The 20739-nt window shown below is 57.1% G+C and carries 21 protein-coding genes; 4 read left to right on the forward strand and 17 right to left on the reverse strand.

Annotation, left to right across the window (positions count from 1 at the left end; all coding sequences use genetic code 11):
- Positions 1-68 precede the first annotated feature (68 nt).
- From ACMGG5_RS01290 to cysG, 11 genes are all read right to left on the reverse strand, one after another.
- Positions 69-695: a protein-L-isoaspartate(D-aspartate) O-methyltransferase gene (locus ACMGG5_RS01290; protein WP_157189659.1), complete on the reverse strand. Its 627-nt coding sequence runs from the start codon at positions 693-695 to the stop codon at positions 69-71.
- Entirely contained in the window at positions 689-1450 is a 762-nt protein-coding gene (gene surE, locus ACMGG5_RS01295) for a 5'/3'-nucleotidase SurE (protein WP_157189660.1), read from the reverse strand. The genes ACMGG5_RS01290 and surE overlap by 7 nt, the downstream gene beginning before the upstream one ends.
- The gene (gene truD / locus ACMGG5_RS01300; RefSeq protein WP_290093857.1) at positions 1431-2480 is read right to left on the reverse strand and encodes a tRNA pseudouridine(13) synthase TruD; all 1050 of its coding nucleotides are present in this window, start codon (positions 2478-2480) and stop codon (positions 1431-1433) included. The genes surE and truD overlap by 20 nt, the downstream gene beginning before the upstream one ends.
- Positions 2477-2956, reverse strand: coding sequence for a 2-C-methyl-D-erythritol 2,4-cyclodiphosphate synthase (gene ispF, locus ACMGG5_RS01305; protein ID WP_008499607.1), 480 nt, complete (start codon positions 2954-2956; stop codon positions 2477-2479). The genes truD and ispF overlap by 4 nt, the downstream gene beginning before the upstream one ends.
- A complete protein-coding gene (gene ispD, locus ACMGG5_RS01310; RefSeq protein ID WP_420277377.1) occupies positions 2956-3666 on the reverse strand; it encodes a 2-C-methyl-D-erythritol 4-phosphate cytidylyltransferase in 711 nt (236 codons plus the stop codon). Before ispD ends, ispF begins: the two co-directional genes overlap by 1 nt.
- Before the next feature lie 19 nt (positions 3667-3685).
- Complete coding sequence (gene ftsB, locus ACMGG5_RS01315; RefSeq protein WP_008499609.1) at positions 3686-3997, reverse strand: cell division protein FtsB; 312 nt, start codon at positions 3995-3997, stop codon at positions 3686-3688.
- Between the two features lie 166 nt (positions 3998-4163).
- Entirely contained in the window at positions 4164-4490 is a 327-nt protein-coding gene (locus ACMGG5_RS01320) for a DUF3561 family protein (protein WP_008499610.1), read from the reverse strand.
- A 58-nt stretch (positions 4491-4548) separates the two neighbouring features.
- A complete protein-coding gene (gene cysC / locus ACMGG5_RS01325; protein WP_010434543.1) occupies positions 4549-5154 on the reverse strand; it encodes an adenylyl-sulfate kinase in 606 nt (201 codons plus the stop codon).
- Complete coding sequence (gene cysN / locus ACMGG5_RS01330; RefSeq protein WP_024909257.1) at positions 5154-6578, reverse strand: sulfate adenylyltransferase subunit CysN; 1425 nt, start codon at positions 6576-6578, stop codon at positions 5154-5156. Before cysN ends, cysC begins: the two co-directional genes overlap by 1 nt.
- Before the next feature lie 9 nt (positions 6579-6587).
- Positions 6588-7496 carry a sulfate adenylyltransferase subunit CysD gene (cysD, locus tag ACMGG5_RS01335; protein WP_006811770.1) on the reverse strand — a complete coding sequence of 303 codons (909 nt, stop codon included), beginning with the start codon at positions 7494-7496 and terminating at the stop codon, positions 6588-6590.
- 9 nt (positions 7497-7505) lie between these two features.
- Positions 7506-8864: a siroheme synthase CysG gene (gene cysG / locus ACMGG5_RS01340; RefSeq protein WP_407858987.1), complete on the reverse strand. Its 1359-nt coding sequence runs from the start codon at positions 8862-8864 to the stop codon at positions 7506-7508.
- A gap of 237 nt (positions 8865-9101) precedes the next feature.
- On the opposite strand from cysG, the gene ACMGG5_RS01345 reads away from it, so the two are divergent.
- On the forward strand, positions 9102-10145 hold the full coding sequence (locus ACMGG5_RS01345) for an aminopeptidase (RefSeq protein WP_420277378.1): 1044 nt from the start codon (positions 9102-9104) through the stop codon (positions 10143-10145).
- Positions 10146-10216: 71 nt separating this feature from the next.
- Here ACMGG5_RS01345 and cysH read toward each other — a convergent pair whose 3' ends face one another.
- The 3 genes from cysH to cysJ are packed head-to-tail and all read right to left on the reverse strand — an operon-like array spanning position 10217 to position 14484.
- Positions 10217-10951, reverse strand: coding sequence for a phosphoadenosine phosphosulfate reductase (cysH, locus tag ACMGG5_RS01350; protein ID WP_420277380.1), 735 nt, complete (start codon positions 10949-10951; stop codon positions 10217-10219).
- 15 nt (positions 10952-10966) lie between these two features.
- Positions 10967-12679, reverse strand: coding sequence for an assimilatory sulfite reductase (NADPH) hemoprotein subunit (gene cysI / locus ACMGG5_RS01355; protein WP_032648087.1), 1713 nt, complete (start codon positions 12677-12679; stop codon positions 10967-10969).
- Positions 12679-14484: an NADPH-dependent assimilatory sulfite reductase flavoprotein subunit gene (gene cysJ, locus ACMGG5_RS01360; RefSeq protein ID WP_420277382.1), complete on the reverse strand. Its 1806-nt coding sequence runs from the start codon at positions 14482-14484 to the stop codon at positions 12679-12681. The genes cysI and cysJ overlap by 1 nt, the downstream gene beginning before the upstream one ends.
- A gap of 306 nt (positions 14485-14790) precedes the next feature.
- Between cysJ and queD the strand changes: the two genes are divergently transcribed.
- Positions 14791-15153: a 6-carboxytetrahydropterin synthase QueD gene (queD, locus tag ACMGG5_RS01365; protein WP_014885039.1), complete on the forward strand. Its 363-nt coding sequence runs from the start codon at positions 14791-14793 to the stop codon at positions 15151-15153.
- A gap of 86 nt (positions 15154-15239) precedes the next feature.
- Here the strand turns inward: queD and queE are convergent, their stop codons facing one another.
- From queE to ACMGG5_RS01380, 3 genes are read right to left on the reverse strand one after another with little or no spacing between them, the layout of a single operon-like run.
- Positions 15240-15911 (reverse strand): 7-carboxy-7-deazaguanine synthase QueE, encoded by a 672-nt coding sequence (queE, locus tag ACMGG5_RS01370; protein WP_023333236.1) that lies wholly within the window; start codon positions 15909-15911, stop codon positions 15240-15242.
- Between the two features lie 54 nt (positions 15912-15965).
- Positions 15966-16673: an N-acetylmannosamine-6-phosphate 2-epimerase gene (locus tag ACMGG5_RS01375; protein WP_420277383.1), complete on the reverse strand. Its 708-nt coding sequence runs from the start codon at positions 16671-16673 to the stop codon at positions 15966-15968.
- Positions 16673-18232 (reverse strand): PTS transporter subunit EIIC, encoded by a 1560-nt coding sequence (locus ACMGG5_RS01380; protein ID WP_420277385.1) that lies wholly within the window; start codon positions 18230-18232, stop codon positions 16673-16675. Before ACMGG5_RS01380 ends, ACMGG5_RS01375 begins: the two co-directional genes overlap by 1 nt.
- Positions 18233-18397: 165 nt before the next feature.
- Between ACMGG5_RS01380 and ACMGG5_RS01385 the strand changes: the two genes are divergently transcribed.
- Together ACMGG5_RS01385 and ACMGG5_RS01390 are read left to right on the forward strand one after the other, a co-directional pair.
- Entirely contained in the window at positions 18398-19222 is an 825-nt protein-coding gene (locus ACMGG5_RS01385; protein ID WP_024909265.1) for a MurR/RpiR family transcriptional regulator, read from the forward strand.
- A gap of 358 nt (positions 19223-19580) precedes the next feature.
- Entirely contained in the window at positions 19581-20690 is a 1110-nt protein-coding gene (locus ACMGG5_RS01390; RefSeq protein ID WP_032648092.1) for an SDR family oxidoreductase, read from the forward strand.
- Positions 20691-20739: the final 49 nt, after the last annotated feature.

Raw genomic sequence — 20739 nt, forward strand, 5'->3', positions numbered from 1 at the left:
ATGGCACGAATCTTTCGCGCCACACCATACGCTGAATTTGCCTTAATAACCCTGGATAATTCCGAGTCTCAGGCCAACTCCCCCTTCACCAGAGGCACAAAGCGCACGGCTTCCACGGTGTCGATAATATACTCGCCGCCGCGCCGACGAACGCGCTTCAACAGCTGCTGCTCGTCCCCGACAGGCAGAACCAGAATGCCCCCCTCATCCAGCTGCGATAACAGGGCAGCTGGAATTTCAGGCGGGGCCGCCGTCACGATGATGGCGTCAAACGGGGCGCGAGCTTTCCAACCCTGCCATCCATCACCGTGTCGTGTCGAAACATTATGTAAATCAAGTTGTTTCAGGCGACGACGCGCCTGCCACTGTAAACCTTTAATCCGCTCAACGGAGCATACATGGTGCACCAGATGCGCCAGGATCGCAGTCTGATACCCCGACCCGGTGCCAATCTCCAGCACGCGGGAGTCGGGCGTCAGCTCCAGCAGCTCCGTCATCCGCGCTACCATATAAGGCTGCGAAATCGTCTGGCCCTGCCCGATGGGCAGCGCCACGTTTTCCCACGCTTTGTGTTCAAACGCCTCGTCTACAAATTTCTCACGCGGAACCTGAGCAAGTGCTTCAAGCACGTGCTCGTCGCGGATCCCCTGCGCGCGGAGTTGTTCCAGAAGAGTTTGTACACGTTTGTTTACCATTGCGCGTTCACTCCTGCGCGATCCAGCCAGCCCGACACCACATCATGCGCGCTATACGCGGTTAAATCTACGTGCAGCGGGGTAACCGAAACATAGCCTTCTTCTACGGCGGCAAAGTCGGTATCCGGACCCGCATCGCACTTATCGCCAGGAGGGCCAATCCAGTAAAGCGTGTTGCCGCGCGGATCCTGCTGCGGGATCACCTGATCGGCAGGATGTCGGCTTCCGCAACGGGTGACGCGAATGCCTTTAATTTCTTCAAGAGGAAGATCCGGCACGTTGATGTTGAGGATGCGCCCGGTACGCAACGGCTCGCGGCCGAGCGCCCGCAGGATCGAACAGGTCACCGCAGCGGCGGTGTCGTAGTGCGTGTAGCCGTTCAACGAGACCGCCAGCGCCGGGAACCCCAGATGGCGCCCTTCCATTGCGGCCGCCACGGTACCGGAGTAAATCACGTCATCGCCGAGGTTAGGCCCGGCGTTAATGCCGGAGACGACGATATCCGGACGCGGACGCATCAGCGCGTTCACGCCCAGAAAAACACAGTCGGTTGGCGTGCCCATCTGCACGGCAATGTCGCCATTTTCAAAGGTAAAGGTGCGAAGCGACGACTCCAGCGTCAGCGAGTTAGACGCTCCACTGCGGTTACGATCGGGTGCCACGACCTGCACATCCGCAAATTCGCGGAGGTGTTTCGCCAGGGTCTGAATGCCCGGCGCGTGGATCCCGTCATCGTTACTCAGCAATATTCGCATAATCACCCGAGGTGTTGATAAGTTCCCTGACAACACTGGTGGCAAAGCTACCTGCCGGCAGCCAGAAGCGTAACTCGACGGTTACGTCATCCCACCAGTTCCAGCTTAACTGCTGCGGATAGAGCAGCATTGCGCGGCGTGCCGCGTCGACTTTTTCCCGCACCAGCAAGGATTGCAGTTCTGGCGCATCCGCTACGGCTGCTTGCTCGGCGGCCAGCGCGTCGCCCTGTGTTCCCCAGTCGCCCGTACCGGGCAGCGCGGCGGTAATCATCAGCGCTTTTGCGTCCACGCGCGACTGCACATCGGCCATTTCTTCGGCCGTTGCCACAAACCAGCTTCCGCGTCCCGCTAATTGTAGCGCATCGCCAACAACAACTTGATTCGCGTCCGGTTTTTTCAGCCTTTCGCTCACAATCTGATTAAACAACGCACTGCGGGCCGCCGACAACCAAAAACTGCGTTTATTCCTGTCCCGCACCGGTGCATCGCTTTGCGCCCAGCGCAGCGCGCCCTGCAGGTTGCTGCCGCCAATACCAAAGCGCTGCGCGCCAAAGTAGTTCGGCACGCCGCGTTCACTGATAGCGTTCAGATGTTTTTCAACGTCTTCGCGGTGGGTCACTTCCCGCAGCACCAGCGTAAAGTCGTTACCCTTCAACGCCCCCAGACGCAGTTTGCGCTTGTGGCGGGCGAATTCCAGTACCTTACAACCCTCAAGCTCAAATTTGCTTAAATCAGGCATCGTATTACCGGGAACGCGCGCGCAGAGCCACTGTTCAGTGACGGCGTGTTTATCTTTCTGCCCGGCAAAGCTCACTTCGCGGGCATGAATTTTAAGGAATTTTGCCAGCGCGTCGGCCACAAAGCGGGTATTGCAGCCATTTTTCAGAATACGCACCAGGATATGTTCGCCTTCGCCATCCGGCTCAAAGCCCAGATCCTCTACCACGAGGAAGTCTTCAGGGCTGGCTTTCAGCACCCCGTTCCCCTGCGGTTTACCGTGCAGGTATGTCAGGTTGTCGAAGTCTGTCATTTGCTCGCCTTCACCAGCAGCGCAACGGCTTCACAGGCAATCCCTTCGCCACGCCCGGTAAAGCCCAGCTTCTCGGTCGTCGTCGCTTTGACGTTCACGTCGTCCATATGGCAGCCCAGATCTTCTGCAATAAACACGCGCATCTGCGGAATGTGCGGCAGCATTTTCGGGGCCTGGGCAATAATCGTCACGTCGACGTTGCCGAGGGTGTAGCCTTTCGCCTGAATGCGACGCCACGCTTCGCGCAGCAGTTCGCGGCTGTCCGCGCCTTTAAATGCCGGGTCGGTGTCCGGGAACAGCTTGCCGATATCACCCAGCGCGGCCGCGCCCAACAGCGCGTCGGTCAGCGCATGCAGCGCCACGTCGCCATCAGAATGCGCCAACAGTCCTTTTTCATAAGGAATGCGCACGCCGCCAATGATAATTGGGCCTTCTCCGCCAAAGGCGTGTACATCAAAACCGTGTCCAATTCGCATTATGCCTTCTCCTGATGGGTCGAACGGGTAAGATAGAATTCCGCAAGCTGTAAATCTTCCGGACGCGTCACTTTAATATTATCAGCGCGTCCTTCAACAAGCTCAGGGTGGAAACCGCAATATTCCAGCGCAGAGGCTTCGTCCGTGATGGTCGCACCTTCTCTAAGCGCACGCGTTAAGCAGTCGTGGAGTAATTCGCGGGGGAAAAATTGTGGCGTCAGCGCGTGCCATAAATCGACGCGATCGACGGTGTGGGCGATAACCTGTTTACCCGGCTCGGCGCGCTTCATGGTGTCGCGCACCGGTGCGGCCAGAATCCCGCCAACCTTGCTTGTTTCGCTCAGGACCAGAAGACGCGCAAGGTCGTCCTGATGGAGGCACGGACGCGCCGCGTCATGCACCAGCACCCACGGCGCGTTTCCGGCGGCCTGAATGCCCGCCAGCACGGAATCGGCGCGCTCGGCGCCACCGTCGACGACGGTAATCTGTGGATGATTTGCCAGCGGCAGCTGCGCAAAGCGCGCATCGCCAGGGCTGATAGCGATGATCACCCGCGTCACCCGCGGGTGCGACAGCAGCGCCGCCACGGCGTGCTCGAGGATCGTTTTATCGCCAATAGAGAGGTACTGCTTGGGACATTCTGTCTGCATGCGCCGGCCAAAACCTGCGGCCGGCACCACGGCGCATACGTCCGAAAAAGTTACTGCCATGTCGTAATCCTGGGCCTGATTATCGATTGTTTTGTGCTGAGCCCTGATTGCGTTTAGACGCATCCGGAACCAGACGATAAAAGGTTTCGCCCGGCTTAGTCATACTGAGTTCATTGCGTGCGCGTTCCTCAATCGCCTCTTGCCCGCCATTGAGGTCATCAATTTCAGCAAAGAGTTGATCGTTTCGCGCCTTAAGTTTGGCGTTTGTTGCCTGCTGAGCCGCGACGTCATCGCTTACCCGGCTATAGTCGTGCAGTCCGTTCTTACCGAACCACAGCGAATATTGCAGCCAGATTAGCAAAGCCAGCAACAGCAGCGTTAGTTTACCCATCCTGCCCCCTGAAAAACGGCATCATCATCCCAAGACTTCCCCAGAGCACTACGCCGGGGTAACAGAGATGCCGCAACATCGCGGGCAAATGTACCACATTTTTTCCGCAGAATCGTCCTGCACAATATCGTTACACAGTTGGTTACGGTTTGAATTATGGCTGAAGTTAGCCCATGAGCCACAAAAATAACAGACCAAACATCAGAACCACCGTCACAATCGTGACCACGGTGCTGTACAGGAGCTTACCGTTGAGCAACGAGTGCAGCGCAATGCCGACGACAACCGCCACGGGCATCAGCGCCAGAAAGAAAGGCCAGGTGTAGAGAAAGAAGAACAGCGTGTTACCGCCGTAGATGAGAAATGGGATACCCAGCGCCAGCAACCATGAGACGAAGCCGATGATGGCCCCAGGAAATGACCAGGTCGTTTCGTCGTCGGTCGCAAGCGGCTCCGACCCGGTGGTGGTGATGTAATGTTCACTGTTGCGCATAGCTAATCCTGTGACCGTGACTCATCGTTCGGGAAGACAGCTCCCGAACGATACCGTCTCAGGATCTGATAATATCGTCCCGTCTGAGCAGGTCTAATAATTGGCTTACTAAATTTGTTACCAATTGTTGACCCTCCAGGTGAATTTCAGGCGATTCAGGCGCTTCGTATACCGCGTCAATTCCTGTGAAGTTGCGCAGTTCTCCGGCACGCGCTTTCTTGTACAGCCCTTTCGGGTCGCGCGCTTCGCAAATTTCCAGCGGCGTATCGACAAACACCTCGATAAAGCGATCCTGGCCCACGCGTTCGCGCACCATCTGGCGCTCGGCGCGGTGCGGAGAGATAAACGCGGTCAGCACCACCAGCCCGGCGTCCGCCATCAGGCTGGCGACTTCGCCCACCCGGCGGATGTTCTCTTTACGGTCGTCGTCGCTAAACCCTAAATCGCTGCACAGGCCGTGACGCACGTTGTCACCATCCAGCAGGTACGTGCTTACGCCCTGCTGATGCAATGCCTCTTCCAGCGCGCCCGCCACCGTTGATTTACCCGAGCCGGACAGCCCGGTAAACCACAGCACAACCCCACGGTGACCGTGGAGCTGTTCGCGCTGGGCGACGGTCACCGGATGAGGATGCCAGACGACGTTCTCATCATGGGCGGCCATTACTTGCCTCCCAGCAGATCGCGTGCGCCCCAGTGCGGGAAGTGTTTACGCACCAGCGCGTTCAGTTCCAGCTCGAAGGCACTGAATTCAGACGCCACGACAGACTGTTTAATCGGTTCGCGGACCATTCCGGCCCCGACGGTAACGTTGGTCAGCCTGTCGATAAAGATAAGCCCCCCCGTCACCGGGTTCTGCTGATACGGATCCAGCACCAGCGGTTCGTCGAAGGTCAGATCGACCAGACCAATGCCGTTCAGCGGCAGTTCGGTAACCTCGCGCTGGGTGAGATTGTTGATGTCCACCTGGAACTGAATACCGTCCACGCGGGCGCGGGTTTTCTTGCCGGCAATTTTGATGTCGTAGCTCTGGCCCGACGTCAGCGGTTGCTCCGCCATCCACACCACGTCCACGGAAGCCCCCTGTACGGCGGCCAGCGTTTCCTGGGCATCCACCAGCAGATCGCCCCGGCTGATATCAATCTCGTCTTTCAGCACCAGCGTTACGGCTTCACCGGCGCCCGCTTCCTGCAGGTCACCGTCGAAGGTGACGATGCGGGCGATGGTAGATTCCACGCCGGATGGCAGCACCTTAACGCGCTGGCCGACCTTCACGGAGCCTGACGCGAGGGTACCTGAGAAACCGCGGAAATCGAGGTTAGGACGGTTAACGTACTGCACCGGGAAGCGCATCGGCTGGGTGTCGACCACGCGCTGAATTTCAACGGTTTCCAGCACCTCCAGCAGCGTCGGGCCGCTGTACCACGGCATGTTCGCGCTCTGGGAGGCGACGTTATCCCCTTCCAGCGCCGAGAGCGGCACAAAGCGGATATCCAGGTTGCCCGGCAGCTGCTCGGCAAAGGTCAGGTAGCTCTGGCGGATCTCCTCGAACTTCTCTTCGCTGAAGTTCACCAGATCCATCTTGTTGACCGCCACCACCAGGTGTTTGATCCCCAGCAGCGTGGAGATAAAGCTGTGACGACGGGTCTGATCCAGCACGCCTTTACGCGCGTCCATCAGCAGGATGGCCAGGTCGCAGGTAGAGGCGCCGGTTGCCATGTTACGGGTGTACTGCTCGTGTCCTGGGGTGTCGGCAATAATAAACTTGCGCTTCTCGGTAGAGAAGTAGCGGTAGGCCACGTCGATGGTGATGCCCTGCTCGCGCTCCGCCTGCAGGCCGTCCACCAGCAGGGCCAGGTCGAGTTTTTCACCCTGGGTGCCGTGACGTTTACTGTCGTTATGCAGGGAAGAGAGCTGATCTTCGTAAATCTGGCGCGTATCGTGCAGCAGACGGCCAATCAGGGTACTTTTCCCGTCATCCACGCTGCCGCAGGTCAGAAAACGCAGCAGGCTTTTATGTTGCTGCGCGTGCAGATAGGCTTCCACGCCGCCTTCGTTGGCAATTTGTTGAGCAATAGTGGTGTTCATGGCGGCTCCTTAGAAATAACCCTGACGTTTCTTCAGCTCCATGGAGCCTGCCTGGTCGCGGTCAATCACGCGCCCCTGTCGCTCACTGGTGGTGGACACCAGCATCTCTTCAATGATCTCCGGCAGCGTCTGCGCGCTGGATTCCACCGCGCCGGTCAGCGGCCAGCAGCCGAGGGTGCGGAAACGGACCATCTGTTTCTTGATCACTTCACCCGGCTGCAGGTCGATGCGATCGTCGTCGATCATCATCAGCATGCCGTCGCGCTCCAGTACCGGGCGCTCGGCGGCCAGATACAGCGGAACGATCTCGATGTTTTCCAGATAGATGTACTGCCAGATATCCAGCTCGGTCCAGTTAGAGAGCGGGAAGACGCGAATGCTTTCGCCTTTGTTGATCTGACCATTGTAGTTGTGCCACAGCTCCGGGCGCTGGTTTTTGGGGTCCCAGCGGTGGAAGCGGTCGCGGAAGGAGTAGATACGCTCTTTGGCGCGGGATTTCTCTTCGTCACGGCGCGCACCGCCAAAAGCAGCGTCAAAACCGTATTTATTCAGCGCCTGCTTCAGCCCTTCGGTTTTCATGATATCGGTATGCTTGGCGCTGCCGTGCACGAACGGGTTAATGCCCATCGCCACCCCTTCCGGGTTTTTATGCACCAGCAGCTCGCAGCCGTAGGCTTTGGCGGTACGGTCGCGAAACTCATACATCTCGCGGAATTTCCAGCCGGTATCCACGTGCAGCAGCGGGAACGGCAGCGTGCCCGGATAAAACGCTTTACGCGCCAGATGCAGCATGACGCTGGAATCTTTACCGATGGAGTACATCATCACCGGGTTAGAAAACTCGGCGGCCACTTCGCGGATGATATGGATACTCTCCGCTTCGAGCTGCCGCAGGTGTGTAAGACGTTTTTGGTCCATAACCGTTCCTTAAGCCAAATTTACGACAGAAGAACCAAAGCCTTCTGTATCGGTTGTGTGTTGGAACCAGGCGAGCGTGCTGTGCAGCTGCACCACTTCTCCCACCACGATCAGGGCGGGCATCGGGGCGTCTTTCGCCAGGGTTGCAAGTTGTTCCAGGGTGCCCGTCGCAACGTGCTGATCGACGCGCGTGCCGCGAGAAATGACGGCAACGGGCGTCGTCGCCTCGCGACCGTGCTGAATAAGCTGTTCGCTGATATCCGCCGCCTTCATCGTGCCCATGTAAATCGCCAGCGTCTGGCGGCTCTGGGCGAGATGGGACCAGTCGAACGGTGTGCTGTCGGCCTTGTAGTGGCCGGTCACAAAGGTCACGCTCTGGGCGTAATCGCGGTGGGTCAGCGGGATACCGGCGTAGGCCGTTACCGCAGAGGCCGCCGTAATGCCGGGCACCACCTGGAACGGTACGCCCGCTTCGGCTGCCGCCTGCAGCTCCTCGCCGCCGCGACCGAAGATAAACGGGTCTCCCCCTTTCAGGCGCACCACGGTTTTACCCGCTTTGGCGGCGTCAACCAGCATCTGGTTGGTGTCGTGCTGCGGCACAGAGTGCTCGCCAGCCCGTTTGCCGACGCAGATTTGCTCCGCGTCGCGACGGATCAGCTCGCGCACGCCGTCGGTAACCAGATGGTCGTAAAACACTACGTCCGCGTCCTGCAGCACCTGCAGTCCGCGCAGCGTCAGGAGCCCGGCATCGCCCGGTCCTGCGCCGACCAGAATGATCTCCCCGCCGGTGCTGCCGGGGTTATCCAGTTCGTCTTCAAGAATTTTCTGCGCCGCCGTCTCATTGCCGGCATGCATCAGGCTGGCAAAGCGGCCGCGAAACACGCGTTCCCAGAAGCGACGGCGTTCCGTCACGCTGGTCAGGCGGGTTTTCAGATGGTTGCGCCAGTAGCTGGCTTTTTCCGCCATGCGCCCGAGGCTGGTCGGCAGCAGCGCTTCGATTTTTTCCCGCAGCACGCGCGCCAGCACCGGTGCGGTACCGCCGGAGGAGATCGCCACCAGCAGCGGCGAACGGTCAACGATCGACGGGAAGATAAACGAGCATAAAGGCTGGTCGTCCACCACGTTCACCAGGCGGTAGCGGGCCTGAGCGGCCTCGGAAATCCGCCGGTTCAGGTCGCGATCTTCGGTCGCCGCAATCACCAGCACGACGCTGTCGATTTGGGATTCGTCGAAATCCGCTTCTGCTACTACCCGCACCTGCGCCCCTGCGCGCTGCAGAAACGCAATTTTGCGATCGGCAATTTCACCCGTGCCAACAACCAGCACCGGCTTCTCTTTTATCGCGGCAAATAAGGGCAGATAGTCCACAAGCAACAACTCACTAACAACGAGGAATAGAGGGACTATAGGGGGCGGCTTAGACCGAATGAAATTACGAATTGGAATGAGTAGTTACTCAATGGAATAACGCCGTGAAAAAGCTAATACCAAAAAGTGCTTAACACGCGAAATTTCGGGCATTTAAGAGCAATTCAAATTGTGTATGGACGATCACAGTTTCATACTAAGCGGGTTATTATTTTGCTCAGTTTTTAAGGACTCACTATGTTCTCCGCAACGCGCCACCGTATTGCTGCCCTGGCGCTCGGCGTTTGCTTTATTCTTCCTGCCCAGGCAAAAAACCAACCTTATGGTGAAATCGCCAATATGCAGGCGCGGCATATTGCCACCGTCTTTCCTGGCCGTATGACCGGTTCGCCTGCGGAAATGCTCTCCGCGGACTATCTTCGCCAGCAGTTTGCCGGGATGGGCTACCAGAGCGATATCCGGTCGTTTCACAGCCGCTACGTCTATACCTCACGAAACAAAACGAAAAACTGGCATAACGTGACCGGCAGTACGGTTATCGCGGCGCATGAAGGTAGCGCAAAAGAGCAAATTATTATTATGGCGCACCTTGATACCTACGCCCCGATGAGTGACGCCGATACGGATAACAACCTCGGCGGGCTGACGCTGCAGGGCATGGACGACAACGCGGCAGGCCTGGGCGTGATGCTCGAACTGGCCGAGCGAATGAAAGATATTCCAACCCAGTATGGTATCCGTTTCGTGGCCACCAGCGGTGAAGAAGAGGGCAAACTCGGCGCTGAGAATCTCCTTAAACGCATGAGCGCTGAGGACAAGAAAAATACGCTGCTGGTGATCAACCTCGATAACCTGATCGTCGGCGACAAGCTCTATTTCAACAGCGGGCAAAGTACGCCGGGTACCGTGCGGAAACTGACGCGAGATCGTGCGCTGGCGATTGCCCGCAGCCACGGGGTTTATGCCACCAGCAACCCTGGCGGTAACCCGGATTATCCGCGAGGAACGGGCTGCTGCAACGACGGGGAAGTGTTCGATAAGGCGGGTATTCCGGTGCTGTATGTCGAAGCGACAAACTGGGCGCTGGGCAAAAAAGATGGCTATCAGCAGCGGGCTAAATCGAAAGCCTTCCCGGACGGGACAAGCTGGCACAACGTGATGCTGGATAATCAGCAGCACATCGATCGCGCGTTGCCGCAGCGGATTGAACACCGCAGCCGTGATGTGGTGAAGGTGATGCTGCCGCTGGTGAAGGAGCTGGCGAAAGCGGGGAAAGCCTGATGTTTTAAAGCCTGGTGCGGCCTGATGCCCTCACCCCAACCCTCTCCCACAGGGAGAGGGAGGATAAAGGATCACCCTTCGTGCAGCCCGCACTCGCGCTTCAGCCCAAAGAATCGCGTCTCTTCTTCCGCCATTCCCGGTTCCCATTTGCGCGTGGTGTGGGTGTCACCCACCGACAGATAGCCCTGGTCCCACAGCGGATGGTACTTCAGCCCGTGCTTTTGCAGATACTGATACACCGTCCGGTTATCCCAGTCGATAATCGGCAGCACTTTAAACACCCCGCGCTGGACCGCCAGCACCGGCAAGGTTGCCCGGCTGCCGGACTGCTCGCGGCGCAGGCCAGCAAACCACGTCTGCGCATTGAGCTCTTTCAGCGCCCGGTTCATCGGCTCAACTTTATTGATCTCATTGTATTTCTCAATGCCCTCAACGCCCTGTTCCCACAGCTTACCGTAGCGCGCCTCCTGCCAGGCCGCGCTTTCCGTCGCGCGGTAAACTTTGAGGTTCAGCTTGAGCTTGTCCGTCAGCTTGTCAATAAACTGGTAGGTTTCCGGGAACAGGTAGCCGGTATCGGTGAGGATCACCGGAATGTCCGGACGGATCTGATTCACCAGATGCAGGCTGACCGCCGCCTGAATACCAAAGCTCGACGACAGCACATAGTCTCCCGGCAGGTTTTCCAGCGCCCACGCCACGCGCCCTTCGGCGTCCAGCTTTTCAAGGTGGGCATTGGTTTCTGCGAGTGCCAGAATGCGTTCGACTTTTGGCAATGCGTTAAGCGCGTTTAGATCGAGTACGGACATAATTACCTCTCGTGGTTACTCCCAGAAATCCCTTGCGGGATCGAGCACCGGGCGAATGATGCCCGCACGCACCGTAAAGTCGCCGAAGCCTTCACCCGCTTCGCGCTCTTTCGCCCAGCGCCCGACAAGCTCGTCGATGGAATCAAGAATTTCCGGCTCGGTGATGTTCTCGCGGAACATACGCGGGATGCGCGTACCGATTCGGTTACCGCCCAGGTGCAGGTTATAACGCCCCGGCGCTTTCCCCACCAGACCCAGCTCGGCCAGCATCGCGCGGCCGCAGCCGTTCGGGCAGCCGGTGACGCGCATAACAATATGCTCGTCCGGAATACCGTGTTTTTCCAGAATCGCTTCTACCTTGTCAGTAAATGACGGCAGGAAACGCTCCGCTTCGGCCATCGCCAGCGGACAGGTCGGGAACGACACGCAGGCCATTGAGTTTTCACGCTGCGGCTTCACCGCATCCATTAACCCGTGATCGCGCGCCAGCTTCTCGATCTTCGCCTTCTGGCTCTCCGGCACGCCGGCAATAATGAGATTCTGGTTAGCGGTAATGCGGAACTCGCCTTTATGGATCTTAGCAATTTCCAGCAGGCCGGTTTTCAGCGGACGGCCCGGATAATCCAGAATACGGCCGTTTTCGATAAACAGCGTCAGGTGCCATTTATTGTCGATACCCTTCACCCAGCCAATGCGATCGCCGCGACCGGTGAATTCGTAAGGGCGGATCGGCTCGAATTTGATGCCCGCACGACGCTCCACTTCCGCTTTGAACGTCTCAACGCCCACGCGCTCCAGGGTGTATTTGGTTTTCGCGTTTTTACGGTCTGTACGGTTGCCCCAGTCGCGCTGGGTGGTCACTACCGCTTCCGCCACGGCCAGCGTGTGCTCCAGCGGCAGGAAGCCGAACTCGCTTGCGGTGCGGGCGTAGGTTTTCTTGTTACCGTGCTCAATGGACAGGCCGCCGCCCACCAGCAGGTTAAAGCCAATCAGCTTGCCGTTTTCGGCAATCGCCACGAAGTTCATGTCGTTGGCGTGCAGGTCGATATCGTTCTGCGGTGGAATAACGACCGTGGTTTTAAACTTACGCGGCAGGTAGGTCTGGCCAAGGATCGGCTCTTCGTCGGTGGTGGCGACTTTTTCCTGATCGAGCCAAATCTCTGCGTAGGCGCGCGTGCGCGGCAGCAGGTGCTCGGAGATCTTCTTCGCCCACTCGTACGCTTCGGCATGCAGCTCGGATTCATACGGATTCGAGGTGCAAAGCACGTTACGGTTCATGTCGTTGGCGGTCGCCAGCGCGTCCAGCCCAACGGAGTGCAGCATCTGGTGCACCGGCTTGACGTTCTTCTTCAGAATACCGTGGAACTGGAAGGTCTGACGGTTAGTCAGACGGATGCTGCCATAGATCGTGTTTTCACCGGCAAACTTGTCGATCGCCTGCCACTGTTTGGTGGTAATCACCCCGCCCGGCAGACGGCAGCGCAGCAGCATCGCGTGACGCGGCTCCAGCTTCTGTTCTGCACGCTCGGCGCGGATGTCGCGGTCGTCCTGCTGGTACATGCCGTGAAAACGGATCAGCAGGAAGTTGTCGCCTTTGAAACCGCCGGTGAGACCGTCATTCAGATCTTCAGCAATGGTGCCGCGCAGATAGTTGCTTTCCAGCTTCATGCGCTCGGCGTCTGTCAGTTTACCTTCGACCACCAGTGGCCCTGGATGTTTTTCGCTCATTAGTAGACATCTCGCTGATAACGGCGCTCAACGCGCAGCTCACTTAAAAATTCGTCTGCCGCTTCGGCATCCATACCGCCGAATTCGGCAATCACTTCCAGCAAAGTCTGCTCAACGTCTTTCGCCATACGATTGGCGTCGCCGCAGACATAAATGTGGGCACCGTCATTGATCCAGCGCCACAGCTCTGCGCCCTGTTCGCGCAGCTTGTCTTGTACGTATACTTTTTCTTTCTGGTCGCGGGACCAGGCCAGGTCGATGCGGGTCAGAACGCCTTCTTTCACATAGCGCTGCCACTCAACCTGGTAGAGGAAATCTTCGGTAAAGTGCGGGTTGCCGAAGAAGAGCCAGTTTTTACCCGGCGCTTCATCTGCCGCGCGCTGCTGCATGAAGGCGCGGAACGGCGCAATGCCGGTGCCAGGGCCAATCATGATGACCGGGGTTTCCGGGTTTGCCGGCAGGCGGAAGTTGTCGTTGTGCTCGATAAAGACGCGCACTTCGCCCTCTTCTTCCACGCGATCCGCCAGGAAGCCTGATGCCCCACCCGTGCGGGCGCGGCCTTCGATATCGTAGCGCACCACGCCGACGGTAACATGCACTTCACTCTCCACTTCAGCCTGGGAAGAGGCGATAGAGTACAGGCGCGGGGTGAGCGGGCGCAGCAGACCGATCAGCGCATCGGCATCCAGCTGAGCCGGAGAGAAGCGCACCATATCGACAATCGGCGTCGTCGCGGCGTAATGCTGAAGCTTCGCTTTATCGCCCACCAGCGGCAGCAGGGATTCGCTGCGCGTCAAGGTGGCATAGTTTTCGACGATATTCGGGGTGTTCACCGTCAGTTCGAAATGCCACTGCAGCGCCTCTGAAAGCGGCTGGGTTTTGCCGTCAACGGTGACAGGCTCGTCGCCTTTCAGCCACAGCAGCTCAACCAGTTCTTTCACCAGCGCCGGATCGTTCTGATACCAGATACCCAGCGCATCGCCCGGCTGATAGCGCAGCCCCGAGTCGCCCAGATCGATTTCGATATGGCGCACGTCTTTTTCCGAGTCGCGGCCGGTAATTTTCTGGTTCACCGACAGGCTCGCCGTCAGCGGCGCCTCTTTGGTGTACGGGCTGGTGTGGATGTCGTTAACAGCACCCGTCGCGGTGAACGCGGCCTGCGTCGACGTCTCTTTCGGCACGCGCGCTTTTAACACCTCAACGATGCGTGCACGCCATTCGGCGGCGGCGGTCTGGTATTCGACATCCGCGTCAACGCGGTCCAGCAGACGCTCCGCGCCCAGTTCCGCCAGCCTGCTGTCGAAGTCTTTACCGGACTGGCAGAAGAATTCATAGGAGGTATCGCCCAGGCCAAACACGGCAAACGCCGTGCCATCCAGCTTCGGCGCTTTTTTCGAGAACAGGAACTTGTGCAGGGCCACCGCTTCTTCTGCGGGTTCACCTTCACCCTGCGTTGAGGCCACAACCACCAGCAGTTTTTCTGACGCGATTTGTTTGAATTTATAATCCCCGGCATTGACCAGGTTCACGTTCAGTTTGGCGGCCAGCAGGTCGTCACGCAGCGCCTCGGCCACGCGGCGGGCATTGCCCGTCTGCGAGGCGGAAATCAGGGTAATGGCCGGAATTTCAACGGCCGTTACCGGTGCACCTGCCACGGCGCCAGGCTGCTGATTGAGCATTCCCCAGAAATAACCGGAGACCCAGGCAAGCTGAGTGGGAGAAAAATCAGAGGTGGCAGCCTGAAGGCGCGCCAGTTGCTCCGGGTTCAGGGGAAGCAAATTTGAAGGTGGGGCCTGTGTTGTCATGCGTCGTTATGTTCCAGTAGCCAAGCGGACTTTAAGCGAATAAATCCAAACTGAAGATAAGGTTAACGGCGAGGATAATAACAATTAAAGAAGGGATGGAAATAATAAATAACCAAATGGACTAACCTGTTTTGGTTGTCATGCTTAGCGATAAAACCGATTAATTAACCCTCTGAAAATTATCGATAAAAACAACAAAAAACGCCTCTTAATGAGACGCCTGGCTTCAGAGCCGTTTTAGTTAATGCTAAAAATTGTGCTTTCCGGTACTATGCGGCGGTTTTTTCCGCATTACTGAGAGCGATCATGTCCACCACACTGTTTAAAGATTTCACCTTCGAAGCCGCCCACCACCTTCCGCATGTTCCAGAAGGACATAAATGCGGCCGTCTGCACGGGCATTCGTTCATGGTGCGTCTTGAGATCACCGGTGAAGTTGATCCGCATACCGGTTGGATCATGGATTTTGCCGAGCTGAAGGCGGCGTTTAAGCCGACCTACGATCGTCTGGATCACTACTACCTGAATGAGATCCCGGGCCTTGAAAACCCGACCAGTGAAGTGCTGGCAAAATGGATTTGGGATCAGATGAAGCCGCTGGTACCGCTGCTGAGCGCGGTGATGATCAAAGAGACCTGCACGGCAGGCTGCGTGTATCGCGGAGAGTGATGCTTGCCGGGTGGCGCTGACGCCTGCCCGGTCGACAAGAGCATCGAACCATAGGCCCGGTAAGCGCTCGCGCCACCGGGCTTTTTTTATGCAATATTCAGATACTTGTGCGTCTGCATCGACAGGCGCCAGTTGCGCGCAATACAGGTTTCAATGCACAGGCGCGTCGCGTCATCTTTCTGGCTGATCGGCTGAAGCGCAATGACGCGCTGCTTTTCATCCGTCAGCGTGGCCAGCAGTTCATCCAGCGCTTCGATATCACGCACGCGCCCTACCGGGTGCTTAATCTCATCCGCGCGTTCCAGCGCCTGAGACAGCACGTCATACCCGCCGCGCATATTCACTTTTGGCGATACCGTCACCCAGGTCGTGTGTGAACAGCGCACTTCATGGGTGCCGCTGGTTTCAATCTGGCAGCTGTAGCCGTTCTTTTCGAGCAGCTCGGTCAGCGGCGTCAGATCGTGGATGCAGGGTTCACCGCCGGTGATCACAACGTGGCGCGCCGTCCAGCCCTGACGACCAATAATGGCCAGCAGATCTTCGGAACTGCCCGCGCCCCACTTATCGCTCTCTTTGGTTTTCGCCAGAATGCTAAACAGCGACACTTCCCGATCTGCGAGCTTATCCCACGTATGTTTGGTATCACACCAGGCACAGCCAACCGGGCATCCCTGTAAACGAATGAAAATAGCGGGAACGCCGGTAAAGTAACCCTCGCCTTGCAGGGTCTGGAACATCTCGTTAATCGGGTACTGCATAGTCATCTCAGTAAAGGGGATAAACGATAAGTATCGCAGATCCCCGCCGGATGGTCATGCTCCATCGGTGCTTTGCGCGCCAATCGCCGCCATAAACCGTTCCGTGATTTGCTGTGGGCGGGTGATCGCACCGCCGACGACGACCGTATGCGCGCCCAGCGCCAGGCATCTGGCCGCGCGTTCAGGCGTATCCACGTTGCCTTCGGCAACCACGGGAACCGTCACGGCCGCCAGCACCGCTTTCAGGAACGTGCAGTCGTTGTCAGGCAATGTATGACCCTCGGTTTCCGCCGTGTAGCCGTAAAGCGTGGTGCCGACGCAGTCAAAGCCCAGCGCCTGCGCCGTCACGGCTTCGTCCACGGAGGAGATATCCGCCATCAGCAGCACCGCGGGATAGCGTGAGCGGATGCGCGAGACCAGCGTTTCCAGGGATTCTCCGCCGGGACGCTCCCGCGCCGTCGCATCAAGCGCAATGATTTCCGGAGAGACGGTCATGAGCTCATCCACCTCTTTCATCGTGGCGGTGATAAACACCTCGCTTTCCGGGTAATCCCGTTTGATGATGCCGATGACCGGCAAAGAGACCTGCTGCTTAATGGCCTCGATATCTACCACGCTGTTGGCACGAATTGCAGCGGCCCCGCCCTGCGCCGCCGCCAGCGCCATCCGCGACATAATAAACGGGCTATGCAGCGGTTCATTCTCCAGCGCCTGACAGGAGACGACCAGTTTTCCCTTCAGGTTATCCAGTACAGTTTTCATTACGATAAGATCTCTTCCACTTCGTTTTTGATAATCGTGACGTGCGGGCCATAAATGACCTGAACACCGTTACCGCGCACGATAACGCCGCGCGCCCCGGTGGCTTTCAGCGCCGCGTCATTCACCTTGCTGCCGTCCTTCACCGTGACGCGAAGACGCGTGGCGCAGCAGTCCACCTCTTCAAGATTGTCTTTTCCGCCTAATCCGGCGATCACCGCAGCAGCGCGTTCGTTTTGCGGCAGACTGACGTCGTCAGCCATCGCCTCCTTTTCCCGACCCGGCGTAGCAAAATCAAAGCGGTTAATCAGGTAGCGGAAGGTGAAGTAGTAAAGGAAGAACCATGGCACGCCGACCAGCGGAACGAACATCCAGTTGGTTTTGGCCTCCCCCTGCAAAATGCCGAACAGCACGAAGTCGATAAAACCGCCGGAGAAGGTTTGCCCGATGGTGATATGCAGCATGTGTGCAAGCATGAACGCCAGCCCGTCAAACAGCGCATGAATGACGTAAAGCACCGGTGCAATAAACAGGAACGAGAATTCGATAGGCTCGGTAATCCCGGTCAGGAACGAGGTTAACGCGGCAGAAAGCAGCAGTCCGGCAACGCGCTTTTTGTTCTCGGGTTTTGCCGTGTGGTACATCGCCAGGCACGCGCCGAGCAGGCCAAACATCATCGTAATAAAGCGCCCGGACATGAAGCGTGACGTGCCTTCGTAAAACTGACGCGTGGTAGGATCGGCCAGTTGGGCGAAGAAGATCCGCTGCGTGCCTTCCACCAGATGACCGTTGACGATTTCACTGCCGCCAAGCGCGGTGGTCCAGAACGGCAGATAGAAGATGTGGTGCAAACCAAACGGGCCCAGCATGCGGAGAATAAAGCCGTACAGCAGGGTGCCCAGATAGCCGGTGGCATCCACCAGCCCGCCCAGACCAAAAATCAGCTTCTGGAAATGCGGCCAGACCATGGTCATGAGCGCACCGACGAGGATCGCCGCCAGGGAGCTGATGATGGGAACAAAGCGCGAGCCACCAAAGAACCCGAGGAACTGCGGAAGCGCTATTTTATTAAACCGATGATGGAGCGTGCAGGTCACCAGACCAATCACCACGCCGCCAAACACGCCGGTTTCCAGCGTCTGAATGCCCAGCGTCATGCCCTGCCCCACGGCGCCCGGGTTGTCGTGCGCCAGTTTGCCAGTGAGGATCAGCAGCGCGTTAATGGTGGCATTCATCACCAGAAACGCGAGTAATGCCGCCAGCCCGGCCGTACCCTTATCGCTTTTTGCCAGCCCTACGGCCACCCCAACGGCAAACAGCACCGAGAGGTTCGCAAACACGATGGATCCTGCGCTGCTCATGATGGTGAAAATGGCCTGAAGCCAGCCCACATCTAAAAACGGATAAGCCGCCAGCGTATTGGGATTCGATAACGCGCCGCCTATCCCCAGCAGCAGACCCGCCGCAGGCAACACGGCAATCGGCAACATAAAGGATTTGCCAAAGCGCTGCGCTTTTTCAAACCATCCCCCTGAAGAAGCCCCACTGAATATTTGCATCATTTTTTCATCCCCCCATTAAACGATGAAAATTTTTACCATATAAATATTTAATAGTGAAAATTATCATCAAAAACCAGGACGACGATCATACTTTTTCAAAATGACTGGCATCTTTCCCCCGCTTTCCGCCACACTAGTCGCAGAGAAACGCATTAAGGATCGAGCATGTCAGACCATGAAAACCTGCTGCTGAAGCTACGCCAGGAGGCTTCCGGGTACAGCCCAACACAACAAAAACTCGGTGAATTTGTCCTCAGCGATCCTGCCCGGGTGCTCTACCTGACGATCACCGAGCTGGCGCGCGAGAGCCACACCAGCGAGGCCAGCGTCACGCGTCTTTGCCGCACGCTGGGCTGCAAAGGCTATAACGAATTTAAAATGGCGCTTGCGCTGGATATTCAGCAGGGCCAGCCCGCGCGTCAGGCGGGAGATGAGATTGATAACGTCGTGGATGAGTCGGTGCAGGCTTTGCAGGATACCGCCAGACTCCTCGACCGCACGCTGCTTGAAAAGGCGGCGCTGGCGCTGCACCAGGCACAATCCGTGCAAATTTATGGCGTCGCGGCCAGCGCGATCCTTGGGGAGTATCTGCACTACAAGCTGTTGCGTCTGGGCAAACCCGCACAGCTGTTTAGCGATATGCACCGCGCGGCCATGAATGCGACAACGCTTTCGAAAGAGACGCTGGTTGTGGCCATCTCCAGTTCGGGTTCGACGCGGGATTTACTCCACGTGGTGAAGCTTGCCCGCAAGCGCGGCGTTAAAGTTCTGGCACTCAGCAATACGCCCCGCAGCCCGCTGGCGTCCCTGAGCGACATGCTGCTGGTGGCTGCCAAACCAGAGGGCCCCCTTAGCGCAGGCGCACTCAATGCTAAGGTTGGGGTGATGCTGCTGGTCGAGCTGCTGACCACGTCCATGATTGCGCTGGATGGTCATTACGGCGACGTTAGCCAACAAACAGCCAGCGCTACGCTTCCTCTGTTACTCTAAAAATCCTTCGCAGGCTAAATAAAATAGCCTGCGATTTATGCCGTCTGATTTTAGTTAAGTGGCGTTTAAATCATTTATTTGATAAATGTTTGGTGTAACAAATTATTATATTTATTACATTTTGAATTAAGTTTACCGTTCAGGCACGCCCCTATAAAAAACATTAAATTCAATAAGTTAAAATTTAAATTTTAATAGAGTGAATTTTTACCCTTCCGCTAATGTCCAAAATATCCGCCCGATTTCCTTTCCTTAAAATAAGCTTAAGATGCTGTCGGTTTCGGCGATTTATTATTTAAATGCCGTTTACTTTTGCGCGCCTACAATCCGCCTCATCAATCATAATGAGACGGTATTAATGAAGATGTTATTGATTACAGGCGTGACCGGATTTCTGGGCGGTGCAGTTCTTGAAAAAATCCTGACCAACGATCAATCCGTAGAACTCCTTTTGCTCGCGCGTGCCGGCGATCCGCAGAGCGGGCTGGAGCGCGTGCTGGAGAATATGCGCAAGTTCAACGTTCCTGAGGACAAACTGGCCTCCCTGACGGTGGATAATATCCTGATTGGCGACCTCAGCCAGCCTGAAGCCTTCCTGAACGATCCCCGTCTGGATCGGGTCACGCATGTCGTGAACTGTGCGGCCGTCGCCTCATTTGGTAACAACCCGCTGATCTGGAAGGTCAACGTTGAAGGTACGCTCGCGCTGGCACGCCGTATGGAGCAGGTCACAGGACTGCAGCGTTTCCTCCATGTCGGCACCGCGATGTCATGCACGCCGGAGCAGGATTCCCTGGTAGCCGAAAGCGCTGAATTCAGAGAGAATGCTGAACACCTGGTGGAATACACGTTTTCGAAGTCAACCATCGAACAGCTGATGCGCCAGGAGTGTCCGAACCTGCCGCTGCTCATCGCCCGTCCGTCCATCGTCGTCGGCCATACCCGTCACGGCTGCACACCGTCGAGCAGCATTTTCTGGGTCTTTAGCATGGGCCTGATGCTGCAGAAGTTTATGTGCTCAATGGAAGACCGGATCGACGTTGTTCCGGTGGATTATTGCGCCGACGCGATGTTAATGCTGCTCAACAGCAACGCGCGTCCGGGAGAAGTGGTACACATTTCTGCGGGAGAAGAGAACAGCGTTCGCTTTGCGGATATCGATCAGGCAATGGCGCAGGCGCTGGAGAAAGCCCCCGTCGGTGATAAGTATGCGCAGGTCAGCTACGAAACGCTGGTCAGAATGCGTCGCGAGCTGAAACATATTTTTGGGCCGTGCAACGAACGTCTGATGCTGAAAGCCATGCGGTTATACGGTGCGTTTGCCACGCTTAACGTGCGCTTCAGCAACGATAAGCTGCTGAGCATGGGGATGCCGAAGCCACCCCGGTTTACGGATTATATCGCCCGCTGCGTGCAAACCACTCAGGGGCTGACCATTCCGGAGCAAATGGCGGTTGATTTTAAATAGCAAAAAAAAATGCCAGTCATTCGACTGGCATTTTCGTTTTAAGGCTTAG

It is taken from the genome of Enterobacter sp. BNK-34, from assembly GCF_048684445.1.
Taxonomy (GTDB): Bacteria; Pseudomonadota; Gammaproteobacteria; order Enterobacterales; family Enterobacteriaceae; genus Enterobacter; species Enterobacter pseudoroggenkampii.

What these genes read in the sequence shown, in the direction of transcription:
- ACMGG5_RS01290 (WP_157189659.1), bottom strand. Translation starts at nt 695, where the DNA reads ATGGTAAACAAACGTGTACAAACTCTTCTGGAACAACTCCGCGCGCAG.
- surE (WP_157189660.1), bottom strand. Translation starts at nt 1,450, where the DNA reads ATGCGAATATTGCTGAGTAACGATGACGGGATCCACGCGCCGGGCATT.
- truD (WP_290093857.1), bottom strand. Translation starts at nt 2,480, where the DNA reads ATGACAGACTTCGACAACCTGACATACCTGCACGGTAAACCGCAGGGG.
- ispF (WP_008499607.1), bottom strand. Translation starts at nt 2,956, where the DNA reads ATGCGAATTGGACACGGTTTTGATGTACACGCCTTTGGCGGAGAAGGC.
- ispD (WP_420277377.1), bottom strand. Translation starts at nt 3,666, where the DNA reads ATGGCAGTAACTTTTTCGGACGTATGCGCCGTGGTGCCGGCCGCAGGT.
- ftsB (WP_008499609.1), bottom strand. Translation starts at nt 3,997, where the DNA reads ATGGGTAAACTAACGCTGCTGTTGCTGGCTTTGCTAATCTGGCTGCAA.
- ACMGG5_RS01320 (WP_008499610.1), bottom strand. Translation starts at nt 4,490, where the DNA reads ATGCGCAACAGTGAACATTACATCACCACCACCGGGTCGGAGCCGCTT.
- cysC (WP_010434543.1), bottom strand. Translation starts at nt 5,154, where the DNA reads ATGGCCGCCCATGATGAGAACGTCGTCTGGCATCCTCATCCGGTGACC.
- cysN (WP_024909257.1), bottom strand. Translation starts at nt 6,578, where the DNA reads ATGAACACCACTATTGCTCAACAAATTGCCAACGAAGGCGGCGTGGAA.
- cysD (WP_006811770.1), bottom strand. Translation starts at nt 7,496, where the DNA reads ATGGACCAAAAACGTCTTACACACCTGCGGCAGCTCGAAGCGGAGAGT.
- ACMGG5_RS01345 (WP_420277378.1), top strand. Translation starts at nt 9,102, where the DNA reads ATGTTCTCCGCAACGCGCCACCGTATTGCTGCCCTGGCGCTCGGCGTT.
- cysH (WP_420277380.1), bottom strand. Translation starts at nt 10,951, where the DNA reads ATGTCCGTACTCGATCTAAACGCGCTTAACGCATTGCCAAAAGTCGAA.
- cysI (WP_032648087.1), bottom strand. Translation starts at nt 12,679, where the DNA reads ATGAGCGAAAAACATCCAGGGCCACTGGTGGTCGAAGGTAAACTGACA.
- cysJ (WP_420277382.1), bottom strand. Translation starts at nt 14,484, where the DNA reads ATGACAACACAGGCCCCACCTTCAAATTTGCTTCCCCTGAACCCGGAG.
- queD (WP_014885039.1), top strand. Translation starts at nt 14,791, where the DNA reads ATGTCCACCACACTGTTTAAAGATTTCACCTTCGAAGCCGCCCACCAC.
- queE (WP_023333236.1), bottom strand. Translation starts at nt 15,911, where the DNA reads ATGCAGTACCCGATTAACGAGATGTTCCAGACCCTGCAAGGCGAGGGT.
- ACMGG5_RS01375 (WP_420277383.1), bottom strand. Translation starts at nt 16,673, where the DNA reads ATGAAAACTGTACTGGATAACCTGAAGGGAAAACTGGTCGTCTCCTGT.
- ACMGG5_RS01380 (WP_420277385.1), bottom strand. Translation starts at nt 18,232, where the DNA reads ATGATGCAAATATTCAGTGGGGCTTCTTCAGGGGGATGGTTTGAAAAA.
- ACMGG5_RS01385 (WP_024909265.1), top strand. Translation starts at nt 18,398, where the DNA reads ATGTCAGACCATGAAAACCTGCTGCTGAAGCTACGCCAGGAGGCTTCC.
- ACMGG5_RS01390 (WP_032648092.1), top strand. Translation starts at nt 19,581, where the DNA reads ATGAAGATGTTATTGATTACAGGCGTGACCGGATTTCTGGGCGGTGCA.